Below are 13,201 nucleotides of genomic sequence, written 5' to 3' on the forward strand. Positions count from 1 at the left end.
CGGTCACTCGCCGATGCGCACCCGGAAGACCCGGACGCCGGCGGTCTTCAAGGCCGCGAGCCCCACGCGCATCCGGAAGTTCCGGAACGGCCGCTCGAACCCGGACGGTGCCGACGCCGCGCCGATCTGGTGGAGCACCTCGGACGTCAGCGTCCGCTCGACCTTCGGCGCGAGCCGGGTCAGCCCCGAGACCGTCACGACGATCCGGACCGCGTGCGGCGCGAGCAGCGGGTCGATCATCTCGGCGGCCTCGTGCGCACGGTGGAACGCCGGGTCGTCACCAGGCCGACGGATCGCGATGACCGCGAGTTCGGCGTCCCAGGTCTCCTCGGGATCGGGCAGGTCGTCCACCCCGACCACGCGCATCCGGGCCGCGTCGACCCCGGCCCGGACGGCAGCGGTCCGGAGCACCGGCAGGAGCTCCTGCGTCCCGGCGAGCACGACGTGCGCCGACGCCAGGTCGACCGGTTCGTGCCGCTCGCGCGGTGTTCGGGCCATGTGGAGGGTCCTTTCCGCTCGCTCACTGCGGACACTACTGATCGGGCGGCCTCCGGGGCCGGGGCGGGCTGTGGGATCAGCAGCCTCCCAGCACTTCGGTAACGATGAGATCACGAAAGGACCTGTACAAAGCGACAGAGTCGTGCAGAATGGTGGGCGGCCATGACGACTGCACGCGAACTCGACCAGCACCCGGACACCCCGGTGGTGCACCTGTCCCGTCGCGCCGCCCTCGAGGCCGAGCGCGCCGCAGCCCGCAAGCCGGCCCGCCGTGAGCGGACGCCGAAGCCCGAGCGCGCACCGAAGGCCGAACGCACGCCCGCGCCGCCTCGCGCGCCGAAGCCCGAACGCACGCCCGCGCCGAAGCCCGAGCGCACCGGCCGCCGAGCGGCCGCCGCGCGTGCGACGACCGAGCACGTCGACGCCCGCATCCAGCGCGTCGTCCGTCGCCCCGCACCCAGCGTGACCGCCGTCGCCCGGGCGACCCGCGCCTCCAGGTCCCGCCGCGCCAGCCGCGTGACGCTCACGAGCGCCCTCGCCGCCCTCGCGATGTTCGCCGCGTCCGCGATGCCCGCGCACGCCAGCGCCGGCACCTCGATGGCGACCGCGACCCTCGCACCCTCCGTCCGCACGCAGGACTACGCCGTGACGCAGGCGATCTCCGCCTCCGCCCTCGACCGCGACGGCTTCACGGTCGGCGGCGGTTCGGCCGGGGCCCCGGGCACGTCGGTGTCCTACGGCGGCGAGGTCCGGTCGCCGTTCCCCGGGCCGGTACGGATGAGCTCGGGCTTCGGCTACCGCTCGGCTCCGTGCGGCGCCTGCTCGTCGCTCCACCAGGGCCTCGACTTCAACCCGGGCATGGGCGCGCCGATCGGTGCCGTGGCCGCGGGGACCGTCCGGGTCTCCGGCACGTACTTCTCGTACGGCACCGCGGTGATCATCGACCACGTGATCGACGGGCGCGAGGTCTCGACGCTCTACGGCCACATGATCCCCGGCTCCTCGCCACTGAAGGTCGGCGACACCGTCGAGGCCGGGCAGTTCATCGGCAAGGTCGGCTCCTCCGGGGTCTCGACCGGGGCGCACCTCCACCTCGAGGTCCTGATGGACGGCGAGACCCCGATCGACCCGGAAGCCTGGCTCGAAGCGCGCATCGGGCGTTCCCTCACCGCCTGATCAGGTTCCCTGTGCATGCTCACAGGCATGGACGATTGTCACAGACCGCCCGCCCGTCGCCGATCTGAGCCGGCAACCCGCTGATGGGACCCGACACCTGGATCGCCTTCGGGCTCGTGGTCCTCTTCGTGCTCGTCGGTGGCGTGTTCGCCGCAGCCGAGATCGCCCTCGTCTCCCTCCGTGAGTCGCAGCTGCAGCAGCTCGAGCGCCGCGGGTCCCGGGGGATGCGGGTCGCCGAGCTCGGCCGCGATCCGAACCGCTTCCTCTCCGCCGTGCAGATCGGCGTGACCGTCGCCGGGTTCTTCTCGGCCGCGTACGGCGCATCGTCGATCGCTCCGGACGTCGCGCCGCTGTTCACGGGCCTCGGGCTCGAGCAGGGTGCTGCCGAGACGGTGGCACTGGTGCTGATGACCCTCGTGATCGCCTACCTGTCGCTGGTCTTCGGCGAGCTCGTGCCGAAGCGGCTCGCCCTGCAGCGCGCCGAGGGCTTCTCGATGGCCGTGGCCCCGACGCTCGACCGGTTCGCCACGCTCATGCGCCCGGTGATCTGGCTGCTCTCGAAGTCGACCGACACCGTCGTGCGGCTGCTCGGCGGTGACCCGAACGCCCGGAGCGAGTCGATGAGCACCGAGGAGCTCCGCGGTCTCGTCGAGGACCACGACGCCATCGACGCCCAGGGACGCCGGATCGCCCGGAGTGCCCTCGACGCGGGCGACCGGATCCTCCGCGAGTCGATGCGGCCCTGGTACGACGTGTCCACGATCGACGCGGGCACCTCGATCGCCGCGGCCACCGACCACGCCATCGACCTCGGGCACACCCGGTACCTCGTCACCGACGGCACGCGGGACCACGTCGACGGGTTCGTCCACCTGCGGGACCTGCTGCGCCCGGAGGACCCCACCGCACCGGTGTCGACCCTCGTGCGTCCGGTGCTCGCGCTGCCCGAGACGAAGTCGCTGTCGAGTGCGATCGCGGACATGCGCACCGAGGGACACCAGATCGCCCTGGTCGTCGACGAGTACGGCGGCAGCGCGGGCATGGTGACGCTCGAGGCGCTGCTCGAAGACCTCGTCGGACGCATCCGCGATGAGTACGACGAGCCCGCGGCCGAGCACGACGGCGTCGACGGGGCGACCGTGCTCGAGGACCTCGTGGCCGACGGCGGCCCGGCCCTCCCCGACGGCGACTACGAGACGGTGGGTGGCCTGGTGCAGGTGGCGCTGGACCGCGTGCCCGAGGTCGGGGACGTCGTCGAGGTCGGCGGCCACCGGCTCGAGGTGACCGCCATGGACGGTCACCGCGTGGCGCGCGTCCGCATCACGGCCGACGCAACCGCCTGACGCGGGCGCGCCCCGCTCGGCGGCAACGCGGAGCGTTGCGCGGGGCGCGCCGACCGAGCCTGCGAGGGAGGACGGTGCGGACCCGCCCCGCGCCTCCCGTCCGTCCCGTCCCGGGTACGGGCAGGGCCTGCCGCGGTACCAGCCACGGGACGTACGCTCGTCGCATGGGTATCGACGTGCGCAACGAGATCCGCGACTTCCTGTCCTCGAGGCGGGCGCGGCTCACTCCCGAGCAGGTCGGCATGCCGTCGTTCGGCGGCGGTGTCCGACGGGTGCCGGGACTGCGTCGGCACGAGGTCGCCATGCTCGCCGGCGTCAGCGTGGACTACTACACGCGGCTCGAGCGGGGCTCGCTCAAGGGCGTCTCGGACAGCGTGCTCGAGGGGCTCGCCGGTGCGCTGCAGCTCGACGAGGACGAGCGCGTGCACCTGTGGGACCTCGCCCGCCTGGCGAACGCCGGCGTGAAGGTCATGCACCGCAACGTCCCGACCCGCGTGCGCCCCGGTGTGCAGCGGCTGCTCGACTCGATCACGGGAGCGCCCGCCTGGGTGCGGAACGAGCGCGGTGACGTGGTCGCGACGAACGAGCTCGGTCGCGCGCTGTACGCGCCGATGTTCGCGGGCCCCGGTCGCCCGGTGAACACCGCGCGCTTCACGTTCCTCGACCCCGCGGCGAAGGAGTTCTTCGCGGACTGGGCGCAGACCGCTCGGGACGCGGTGGCGATCCTCCGTGCGGCCGCGGTCTCGAACCCGTGCGAGCCCGGACTCGTGACCCTCGTCGGCGAGCTGTCGACCCGGAGCGAGGAGTTCCGCACGTGGTGGGCCGCCCACGACGTCCGGATGCACCGCACCGGCAAGAAGCGGCTCGTGCACCCCATCGTCGGCGAGCTCCGGCTCGACTACGAGGCGCTGGAACTCGTCGCGGACCCGGGCCTGGTGATGTTCTCGTACTCGGCCGAACCCGGCAGCGAGTCCGAGCGGTCCCTGGCGCTCCTCGGGTCGTGGGCTGCGACCGAGCGTGCCGAGCACTACGCGGCGCTGCGCGAGTCGGAGACCGAGTCGGTCGACTGACCCCGCGCGTCGACGGTCAGGCGGTCGGGATCGCGGGACCTGTCTCGTCCGGGCCGGCACCGTGGTCGTCGATGCCGTCGACGGCGGCGTCGTACCGCAGCCGCTCGATGCGAAGCTGCCGCTCCGTCGCGGACAGCCGCAGCACGCGGATCGCGGCGAACACGAGCACGATGAGCGCGACCGTCAGCACGGCGAGCGCCACGACGAACGCGATGTACAGGACACTGACGACGGCGAATCCCCCGGAGACCATGGCCCGACCGTAACAGGCCCGGTCCGTAGGCTGGGGCCGTGACGAGGACGACGGACGGTTCAGCGGGGGACGCCGACTCCGCCCGCATCGGTCAGGACCACCGGAAGTACCGTCGGCCGGAGCCGTCCTTCGCCCGGGCGATCGCGAAGGCCCTCGGTGACGCCCGGACGGTCCTCGACGTGGGCGCCGGCGCTGGGTCCTACGAGCCCACCGACCGTGAGGTGACCGCGGTCGACGCCACCGCCGGGGACCTGCCGTTCGCCGACGACACGTTCGACGCCGCGATGACGACCTTCTCCGTGGACGAGTGGGGCGACCTCGAGCGTGGGCTGGCCGAGCTGCGCCGGGTGACCCGGGGTCCGATCGTGATCCTGACGTGCGACCCCGACCGTGTCGAGGACTTCTGGCTCGCCGAGTACGCCCCCGAGGTCATGGCGACCGAGGCCCGGCGGTACCCCGCGCTCGCCCGGATCGCGGCGGCCCTCGCCGACGACGCGGTCACGACAACGCGCCTGCCGATCCCGTTCACGTGCGTCGACGGGTTCTCCGAGGCGTACTACGCGCGGCCGGAACGCCTCCTCGACCCGGGCGCACGACGGGCGGACTCGGCGTGGAGCTCCGTCGACGAGATGACCGCACGGCGATCCATCGCCGCGCTCCGCACGGCCCTCGAGTCCGGCGAGTGGGACCGAGCCCACGGCGCGCTCCGCACGCAGCCGACGTTCGAGGGCTCGCTCGTCCTCCTCACCGCGCAGCCGCGCCCGGCTTGACACGTCGACGTAGGCTGGTCGGGTGAGCTTCCAGGAGGTGGTCGGCGCCCGTTTCGCCGACATCAGGGCGTGATGCCCCCGGTCGCACCGTTCGGTGCGGCCGCCGTCATCGAGCCCTGAACCCTCCGCCCGGTGCGGCATGCGTCCGCGTGCCCCGGGCCCGTCCGAGAGCGAACCACCATGCTGCCCATCAGCGAGAAGACCATCCGCACGTCCTTCGTCAACGCCTCCCGCAAGGAGACCGGCGACCTCACGCTGCCCGCCGACCTCGAGACCGTCGACTGGGACGCGCTCGACTACCTCGGCTGGCGCGACCCGAAGCTCGCCCGGCGCGCGTACGCCGTCGTGCCGACCCTCGAGGGCGACCTCGTCGGCATCCTGTTCCGGCAGGCCGAGGCCTCGCCCCGTGCCCGGGCGCAGTGCTCGTGGTGCCAGGACGTGAAGCTCCCGAACGACGTCGTGTTCTACAGCGCGAAGCGGTCCGGCACGGCGGGTCGCAACGGCAACACCGTCGGCACGCTCGTCTGCCAGGACTTCCAGTGCTCGCGCAACGTCCGGCGGACGCCGCCGCTCGCGTACGAGGGCTACGACGTCGAGGCCGCACGACTGCAGCGGATCGAGGACCTGCAGCTGCGCGCGGCGTCCTTCGCCGCGGAGGTCTAGTCGCGACTGCGCACGCGGACGACGAGTGCGCGGCGTGCAGCGCGCGCAGACGTCGTCGAGGTGCGCACCTGCGGTTCGGGAGGCGCGGTGCGGGCCCGACCCGCGCCTCCCGTCTCGCAGCGGCGACCGTTCCGGGACCGTCGGCCACGTCGCGCCGGTAACCACGGCGTAACCCCCGTGAAACGGGCTTTCCCTAGCGTGGCGGCATGGACATCGGCGATCTCGACGACGCGACCGTCTCCGACGCGGTCGCCACGGCCACCGGGTGGGCGGCCGTTCCGGCCTGGGCCGACGGACTCGCCGCCGGACGGCCGTACGGCTCCGTCGCCGCGCTCCTGGCGCGTGCCGCCGCCGAGGCCCGGGGGTGGGGCGCCGCCGAGCTCGACGCCGCCCTCGCGCAGCACCCGCGGATCGGTGAGCGGGGCAGTGATGCCTCGTCGACCCGGGAGCAGTCGGCCATGCGCACCGCGGACGACGACGTCGCCCGGGCGATCGCCGCGGGGAACGCCGACTACGAGCGGCGGTTCGGCCGGGTGTTCCTCGTGCGCGCCGCCGGCCGGTCGCCCGAGGAGCTCCTCGCCGAACTCCGACGGCGGCTCGGCAACGATCCCGACGTCGAGGTCGCCGAGGCCGCCGGTGCCCTCGCGGACATCGCACTGCACCGCATCCGCGCGACCTTCGCCGTCGCCCAGCTGACCACGCACGTCCTCGACGCGACCCGGGGCACACCCGCCGCGGGGGTCGGCCTCGTGCTGAGCACCGTCGACGGCGACGTCCTCGCGACCGGCACGACCGACGCCGACGGACGAGCTGCCCTCGGGCCGGACGTCCTGCCGCGAGGCGACCTCCAGCTGCGCTTCGACACCGGCGCGTACCACCGCGCCGCCGGCGTACCGACGTTCCACCCGTTCGTCGTCGTCGCCTTCACCGTCGGCGGGACCGAGCACCTCCACGTGCCACTCCTGCTCAGCCCGTTCGCCTACAGCACCTACCGCGGGAGCTGATCCCATGCCGCGCGGGGCATGTGTCCCGCCCGCAGCGCACGAGCGGGCGAAATGTGCGCGGCTCCCATGGCGAACGGCGCATGTTCCGCCCGCTCGCCGGGCCGGGATGACGGGCGTGGGTCGCGTCCGTCACCGGACCGACGCCCGGGACGCACGCCGAGACGGCCTGGAGGCGCGGTGCCAGCCGGCACTGCGCCTCCAGGCCGTCATCCGGTCGCGTCTACCGACCGATGGTCGACATGTCGGGGTAGCGGTCACCCGTCGGCACCGGCAGCGCCGAGAGGCGCGCGATCTGGTCCGCGGTCAGGGTGAGGTCGGCTGCGCCGACGTTCTCCTCGAGTCGCGAGACCCGCTTCGTGCCGGGGATCGGCACGACGTCGTCGCCCTGCGCGAGCAGCCACGCCAGCGCCACCTGGGCCGGGGTCCCGCCGGCCTCGGTCGCGATCTCCTTGACGGCGTCGACGATGCGCATGTTCTCGGCGAAGGCCTCCTCCTGGAAGCGCGGGTTCGCCAGGCGGAAGTCGTCGGCGTCCAGGTCGGACGGCTTCGTGATCGCTCCCGTCAGGAACCCGCGGCCGAGCGGCGAGTACGGCACGAGGCCGATGCCGAGCTCGCGGAGGGTGTCGAGCACGTCGCCCTCGGGGTCCCGGGTCCACAGCGAGTACTCGCTCTGGAGGGCCGTGATCGGGTGGACGGCGTGGGCCTTCCGGATCGTCGCGGCGCTCGCCTCGGAGAGCCCGATGTGGCGGATCTTGCCCTCCTGCACGAAGCCGGCGAGCTGCCCGATGACGTCCTCGATCGGGACGGCCGGGTCGACGCGGTGCTGGTAGTACAGGTCGATGTGGTCGGTGCCGAGGCGGCGGAGCGAGCCCTCGAGCGCCTCGCGCACGGACTCCGGTGCGGAGCTGATGCCACGGCCCGTGGCGGGCGTCTCCTCGCCGGCGGTGTGCGTGATGAGGCCGAACTTCGTCGCGATGACGACGTCGTCGCGGCGGTCTCCGAGGGCCCGGCGGAGCAGGTCCTCGTTCGTGTAGGGGCCGTACGCCTCGGCGGTGTCGAACAGGGTGACGCCGAGGTCGATCGCGCGGTGGATGGTGCGGATCGACTCGTCGTCGTCGGTGCCGGCGCCCGTGTAGAAGGCGCTCATGCCCATGGTGCCGAGGCCGACGGGGCCGACCTCGAGGTCTGCGAGCTTGCGTGTCTGCATGGGTGCAGGTCTACTCCGGGTCCCTCGGTTGGAGGGAGGCACTGACCGGACCCGTCAGCCGGGAATGCCGGTTCGTGCGGTTCCTCCAAGGTTCCGCGCGTTCGTGGCCCGACCCTGGTGTGATCGTGGCGTGAACCTGTACTTCCGGCTGTTCCTGCTCCAGTTGCGCGTCCGGCTTCGCCCCGCGATCGGCGGACGGCGACCGACGCTCTGGGACGAGGTCCGCACGCCGTTCCGGGTGACCCTGACCGACCTCGACCCGCTGCGGCACGTGAACAACGGGAAGTACCTGTCGATGCTCGACCTCGGGCGCCTCGACCTCATGCTGCGCTCGGGGTTCTGGGGTGCGATCGCCGAGCGCGGCTGGTACCCGGTCGTGTCGGCGCAGACGATCACCTACAAGCGGTCGTTGACGCTCGGGCAGCGGTTCGAGCTCGTGACCCGGGTGCTCGGGATGGACGACCGCGCGGCCTACCTGGAGCAGACGTTCGTCCGCCGCGGGGCCGTGGTGGCACGGGCCGTGGTGCAAGCACGGTTCCTGCTGCGCACCGGCGGGACGGTGTCCCCGTCGGAACTGCTCGAGGCCGCGGGCGCGACCGACCGGGACCTGTCGGTGCCGGAGTGGGTGCACGAGTGGGCCGGGGCCACCCGGATCAGCAGCTCGGGTACGCTCGCGGGCACGGGGTCCGAGACCCCGGGACGAGAGGGGACGTCATGACAATCGTGTGGATCGTGATCGGCGTCGCGGTGCTGATCGCCGCCGTCATCACCGTGCTCGAGGTGCAGAACCACCGACGAGCGAAGCGCCTCGCGCACCTCGGACCGGCCGACCCGCGGCTCGGGGCGCAGGCGCGAGCGGACGCCGAGGCCGCGCACTCGGTGACCGAGGGGCTGTCGAAGGCCGCGCACCCGGGCATCACCGGCGCCGGCGGCGGGGTCTCCGGACCGTGACCCGTCCCGCCACCAGGCGTGCGGTGCTCGCCGGGGGAGTCGGACTCGGGATCGCCGGGGTGCTCGCCGCGTGCAGTCGACCGGCGCCGTCCCCGTCCCCGTCGGCCACGAGGACGCCCGAGCCCACGGGGACCCCGACCGCGTCACCGGCACCGGGCGGCCCCGACTCGTGGGACGCCCTCGCCGCCGCGGTCTCCGGACGGCTGCTGCGCTCCGGGTCGAACGGGTGGAACAGCGCCCGGCTCGTCGAGAACCCCCGGTACGACGACGCCGACCCGCAGGGCATCCTGCGCGCGGCCGGCACCGCGGACGTCCAGGCCGGGCTGGCCTTCGCCCGGAACACGAACACGCCGGTGGCGCTCCGTTCCGGCGGGCACTCGTACACGGGCTGGTCGGCGGGCGGCGCGAGCGGCACCGACGTCCCGCGGTCGCTGGTGATCAGCACGCAGGACCTCGACGGCATCGACGTGCACGACGACGGCACCGTGACGATCGGTCCCGGTGCGCAGCTCGGCGACGTCTACGCCACGCTCGCCGCCGCCGGACGGGCGATCGGCGCCGGGTCCTGCCCCACGGTCGGGATCGGCGGCCTGACGCTCGGCGGCGGGGTCGGTGTGCTCGTCCGCTCCTTCGGTCTGACGTGCGACCAGCTCACCGGTGCGACCGTCGTCACGCCGGACGGCACCGTGCACGAGGTCTCCGCGACCGCCGAGCCCGACCTGTTCTGGGCCTGCCGCGGCGGGGGCGGTGGGACCGTCGGCGTCGTCACCGCACTGACGTACCGGACCCAGGCCGCGCCCGGCGTCCTGCTCTTCTCGATCACCTTCGCGTGGTCGGCCGCCGCGGCGGTCGTGCGCGCCTGGCAGGACTGGGCGCCCACCGCCGACCCGGAGCTGTGGTCGACGCTCAAGCTGCTGAACGGGAGCCGGCACACCGCCCCGACGGTCACTGTGACGGGTGTGTGGACGGGTTCGAAGACCGGCGCTGACACCACCGTCGACGGTTTCATCGCCGCCACCGGAGCGAAGCCGCTCGCCCACACCGCGCGACAGCTCACCTACGGTGCCGCGATGTCCGCGTTGGCGGGGAGGCCGCAGCGGGTGTCCGAGGCGGCGACGTCCTCGATCGGATCGGTGAAACTGTCCGACGAACAGATCGACGTGCTCGTCGCCCACGCCGAGGCCGCCGGTGACGTGGCGGGGAACCTCGAGGGCGGGGTCGCGCTCGACGCCCTCGGCGGTGTCGTCTCCGACGTCGGACGGACCGACACCGCGTTCCCGTGGCGGTCGGCGCTCATGACCGTGCAGTACACCGCCGTGTTCGCGGACGGATCGGACCCGGCACCCTTCGACGCCTACGTCCGGGGGTTCCGGAAGGCGATGCGGCCGGCGTGGGGGGACGCGGCGTACGCGAACTACTGCGACGCGGCGATCACGGACCCGGCGGACTACTTCGACGTGAACACCTCGCGGCTGCACCGGATCGCCGAGCAGGTGGACCCGGACGGGGTGCTGGCGCAGCCGAACTGGGTGTGAGCGGTGGCCCTCCGGACGACGGTGGGCCGCCCTACGATGACCGCATGGACGCGGACGACCTGGTACTCCCCGACGCCGCTGCCTGGCGCGCCTGGCTCGACGCGCACGAGGACGACCCGGACGGCGTGTGGCTCGTCCTCGCGAAGAAGGGCACCACGGAGCCGACGACGCTGACCTACGACCAGGCGCTCGACGAAGCGCTCTGCTCCGGCTGGATCGACGGCCAGAAGCGCGGGCGGGACACCGCGACCTTCCGCCAGCGGTTCACCCCGCGGCGCAAGGCGTCGATCTGGTCGCAGCGGAACATCGGGCTCGTCGCCACCCTCGAGTCCGCCGGGCGCATGCGCGACCGGGGCCGGACCGAGGTCGACCGTGCGAAGGGCGACGGCCGGTGGGACCACGCCTACGCCGGTGCCGCGACGGCCACCGTGCCCGACGACCTGCAGGCAGCGCTCGACGCCGCTCCCGCGGCCGCAGCGCTGTTCGCCGAACTCGACGCCACGAACCGGTACGCCGTGCTCCACCGGATCACGACCGCGCCGAGTGCGACGGCGCGAGCGAACCGGCTCGCGAAGCTCGTCGGCGGGCTCGAGCGGGGCGAGACCCCGTACCCGCGCACACCCTGACGGCCCCTGTCGAACCACGAAGACGACGTCGAACCAGGCGCGCGGGCTGGTTCGACGTCGGAAACGTGGTTCGACGCAGCCGCGCCGGCGCGCAGCGTCAGCGCCGCAGGCCGACGAGCACGCCCCGGTGGTCGCTGCCGTTCGCGGGCAGGACCTCGGTCGACGTCGTCCCGAGCCCCCGGGTGAACACGTGGTCGATCCGCACGACGGGCAACTGCGCCGGCCAGGTCGCCCCGAACCCGCCGCCCTCGTCGAGCATCCGGGTCAGCGGGAGCATCTCCGGGTCGGCCGCACCGCCGTTGAAGTCCCCGGCGACGACGAGCCGCTCCGATTCGTCGTCGCGGACCGCCTCGGTGAGCGACGCCAGCATCCGCGGCCGACCGTCCTCCCCACCCAACCGCAGTGAGTCCATGTGCACGACGTACAACCGGACGTCGCCGACCCCGGTGTCCACCGTCACCCGGAGCGCCCGGGACCAGCCCAGACCGAGCGTGAGGGGTTCGCCGTCGCGCAGGGTCGTCCGGCTCCACACCCCGATCGACCCGACCCGGTAGTGGTGCGGGTACCGCTCGTCGAGGACGCCCGCGACCGCCGTGCCCGAGGTCTGGGTGAGCTCCTCGAGCGCGATGACGTCCGGGTCACGCGCCGCGATCGACCTCGCGGTGGCGGCCGGGTCGGGGTTGGCGGCCTCGATGTTCTCGGTGACGACCGTCAACTGCGGCGACCCCGAGGTGCCGGGAGCGAGCACGCCGGGCAGGACCGCGACGGCCCAGGCGGCGGCGAAGGCGAGGGACAGCACGGCGAGCCGCTTCGACCGGGTGCCGAGTGCCGCACCGGCGACGGGGACGAGCAGGAGCGCGAGCCACGGCAGCAGCGAGCCGATCACGGACCCCGAGCTCCCGAGGACGCCCAGGACGGCGGGGACGAGGAGGACGACGATCCCGGCGAGCAACGCGATCCCGACGACACCGATGACGAACGAGCGGCCGGGACTCCGTCTGCGGGAGCGGAGGGGCACGCCGAGGAGCATAGGAACCGCTTCTGACAGATCCCGGGGGACACCGGTTCACCAGACCTGCAACGAAGCAGGCGTAGACCGGGGACATGACCACTGGCACCGACACCACGAACCGTCCGGCCGCCGCCTCCGGCACCTTCCGCATCGGTGGTGACCTCGAGGTCCACCGCCTCGGCTACGGCACCATGCAGCTCACCGGCCCCGGCGTCTGGGGACCCCCGAAGGACCACGACGAGGCGATCCGTGTCCTCAAGCGCGCCGTCGAGCTCGGCGTGGACTTCTTCGACACCGCCGACTCCTACGGCCCCTACGTCGCCGAGGACCTGCTCCGCGAGGCGCTGCACCCCTACGGCGACGACATCGTCATCGCGACGAAGGCCGGCCTCACCCGCACCGGGCCGAACGAGTGGCCGCCCGTCGGCCGCCCGGAGTACCTGCGCCAGGAGGCCGAGATGAGCCTCCGCCGCCTCGGCCTCGAGCGCATCGACCTGTTCCAGCTCCACCGCATCGACCCGAAGGTCCCGCTCGAGGACCAGGTCGGCGAGCTGAAGAAGCTGCAGGACGAGGGCAAGATCCGCCACATCGGCCTGTCCGAGGTGTCGGTCGACGAGGTGAAGGCTGCGCAGGAGATCGCCACGATCGTCTCCGTCCAGAACCTGTACAACCTGCAGAAGCGCGACGCCGAGGAACTCCTCGACTGGTCGACCGAGCAGGGCATCGGCTTCATCCCGTGGTTCCCGCTCGCGACCGGCGGTCTCACCGGCAGCGACTCCCCGCTGACCGAGATCGCCGAGCGCAAGGGCGCCACCCCGGCCCAGCTCGCCCTGGCCTGGCTGCTGAAGCGCTCGCCCGTGGTGCTGCCGATCCCGGGCACGTCGAGCGTCGCCCACCTCGAGGACAACCTCGCGGGCGCGACGGTCGAGCTGACCGACGACGAGTTCGAGGAGCTGTCGAAGCTGGGTCACTGACGCGACACGGTGACGGACTGGAGGCGGGGGGGGGGCGGGGGCCCCCCCCCCCCCCCCCGCCGGGGGGGGGGGGGAAAAAGACCCGGGGGGGGAGACGGGGGTTAGGAAGACGGGGGCGC

Annotated in this window: 15 protein-coding genes and 1 pseudogene; 12 read left to right on the forward strand and 4 right to left on the reverse strand. The window is 73.2% G+C overall.

Going from position 1 to position 13,201, the window contains the following annotated elements; translation table 11 throughout:
* Positions 1–3: 3 nt before the first annotated feature.
* Positions 4–498, reverse strand: coding sequence for a hypothetical protein (locus WFH25_RS17260; RefSeq protein ID WP_070417557.1), 495 nt, complete (start codon positions 496–498; stop codon positions 4–6).
* Positions 499–660: 162 nt separating this feature from the next.
* Here WFH25_RS17260 and WFH25_RS17265 point away from each other — a divergent pair, with 162 nt between their 5' ends.
* From WFH25_RS17265 to WFH25_RS17275, 3 genes are all read left to right on the forward strand, one after another.
* The gene (locus WFH25_RS17265; RefSeq protein ID WP_336698741.1) at positions 661–1,674 is read left to right on the forward strand and encodes a M23 family metallopeptidase; all 1,014 of its coding nucleotides are present in this window, start codon (positions 661–663) and stop codon (positions 1,672–1,674) included.
* Between the two features lie 83 nt (positions 1,675–1,757).
* A complete protein-coding gene (locus WFH25_RS17270; protein ID WP_071294176.1) occupies positions 1,758–3,017 on the forward strand; it encodes a hemolysin family protein in 1,260 nt (419 codons plus the stop codon).
* Positions 3,018–3,181: 164 nt separating this feature from the next.
* Positions 3,182–4,087, forward strand: coding sequence for a helix-turn-helix transcriptional regulator (locus WFH25_RS17275; protein WP_070417554.1), 906 nt, complete (start codon positions 3,182–3,184; stop codon positions 4,085–4,087).
* A gap of 16 nt (positions 4,088–4,103) precedes the next feature.
* Here WFH25_RS17275 and WFH25_RS17280 read toward each other — a convergent pair whose 3' ends face one another.
* A complete protein-coding gene (locus WFH25_RS17280; protein WP_336698742.1) occupies positions 4,104–4,340 on the reverse strand; it encodes a hypothetical protein in 237 nt (78 codons plus the stop codon).
* 38 nt (positions 4,341–4,378) lie between these two features.
* On the opposite strand from WFH25_RS17280, the gene WFH25_RS17285 reads away from it, so the two are divergent.
* The 4 genes and pseudogenes from WFH25_RS17285 to uraH all read left to right on the forward strand — a co-directional run bounded on the left by WFH25_RS17285 (position 4,379) and on the right by uraH (position 6,777).
* A complete protein-coding gene (locus WFH25_RS17285; protein WP_336698743.1) occupies positions 4,379–5,110 on the forward strand; it encodes a class I SAM-dependent methyltransferase in 732 nt (243 codons plus the stop codon).
* Positions 5,111–5,290: 180 nt separating this feature from the next.
* The gene (locus tag WFH25_RS17290) at positions 5,291–5,773 is read left to right on the forward strand and encodes an FBP domain-containing protein (RefSeq protein WP_336698744.1); all 483 of its coding nucleotides are present in this window, start codon (positions 5,291–5,293) and stop codon (positions 5,771–5,773) included.
* Positions 5,774–5,979: 206 nt separating this feature from the next.
* Positions 5,980–6,438: pseudogene (gene uraD, locus WFH25_RS17295) on the forward strand (2-oxo-4-hydroxy-4-carboxy-5-ureidoimidazoline decarboxylase); the annotation flags it as partial.
* Positions 6,439–6,777, forward strand: a complete 339-nt coding sequence (gene uraH, locus WFH25_RS17300) for a hydroxyisourate hydrolase (protein WP_336698752.1) — start codon at positions 6,439–6,441, stop codon at positions 6,775–6,777. It begins immediately after the preceding pseudogene.
* Between the two features lie 220 nt (positions 6,778–6,997).
* Here uraH and WFH25_RS17305 read toward each other — a convergent pair whose 3' ends face one another.
* On the reverse strand, positions 6,998–7,984 hold the full coding sequence (locus tag WFH25_RS17305; protein WP_071294180.1) for an aldo/keto reductase: 987 nt from the start codon (positions 7,982–7,984) through the stop codon (positions 6,998–7,000).
* Between the two features lie 130 nt (positions 7,985–8,114).
* Here WFH25_RS17305 and WFH25_RS17310 point away from each other — a divergent pair, with 130 nt between their 5' ends.
* Genes WFH25_RS17310 through WFH25_RS17325 form a run of 4 tightly spaced genes read left to right on the forward strand, consistent with a single transcriptional unit; the run spans position 8,115 to position 11,096 of the window.
* On the forward strand, positions 8,115–8,702 hold the full coding sequence (locus WFH25_RS17310) for an acyl-CoA thioesterase (protein ID WP_336698745.1): 588 nt from the start codon (positions 8,115–8,117) through the stop codon (positions 8,700–8,702).
* A complete protein-coding gene (locus WFH25_RS17315; RefSeq protein ID WP_071302341.1) occupies positions 8,699–8,935 on the forward strand; it encodes a hypothetical protein in 237 nt (78 codons plus the stop codon). The genes WFH25_RS17310 and WFH25_RS17315 overlap by 4 nt, the downstream gene beginning before the upstream one ends.
* Complete coding sequence (locus WFH25_RS17320; RefSeq protein ID WP_336698747.1) at positions 8,932–10,470, forward strand: FAD-binding oxidoreductase; 1,539 nt, start codon at positions 8,932–8,934, stop codon at positions 10,468–10,470. Before WFH25_RS17315 ends, WFH25_RS17320 begins: the two co-directional genes overlap by 4 nt.
* 44 nt (positions 10,471–10,514) lie before the next feature.
* Entirely contained in the window at positions 10,515–11,096 is a 582-nt protein-coding gene (locus WFH25_RS17325; RefSeq protein ID WP_336698748.1) for a YdeI/OmpD-associated family protein, read from the forward strand.
* Positions 11,097–11,193: 97 nt separating this feature from the next.
* Here WFH25_RS17325 and WFH25_RS17330 read toward each other — a convergent pair whose 3' ends face one another.
* Positions 11,194–12,114, reverse strand: a complete 921-nt coding sequence (locus WFH25_RS17330) for an endonuclease/exonuclease/phosphatase family protein (RefSeq protein ID WP_336698750.1) — start codon at positions 12,112–12,114, stop codon at positions 11,194–11,196.
* An 86-nt stretch (positions 12,115–12,200) separates the two neighbouring features.
* Here WFH25_RS17330 and WFH25_RS17335 point away from each other — a divergent pair, with 86 nt between their 5' ends.
* A complete protein-coding gene (locus tag WFH25_RS17335; RefSeq protein ID WP_070417544.1) occupies positions 12,201–13,082 on the forward strand; it encodes an aldo/keto reductase in 882 nt (293 codons plus the stop codon).
* Positions 13,083–13,201 lie beyond the last annotated feature (119 nt).

This window comes from Curtobacterium sp. USHLN213 (genome assembly GCF_037144815.1).
In the GTDB taxonomy this organism is placed as follows: Bacteria; Actinomycetota; Actinomycetes; order Actinomycetales; family Microbacteriaceae; genus Curtobacterium.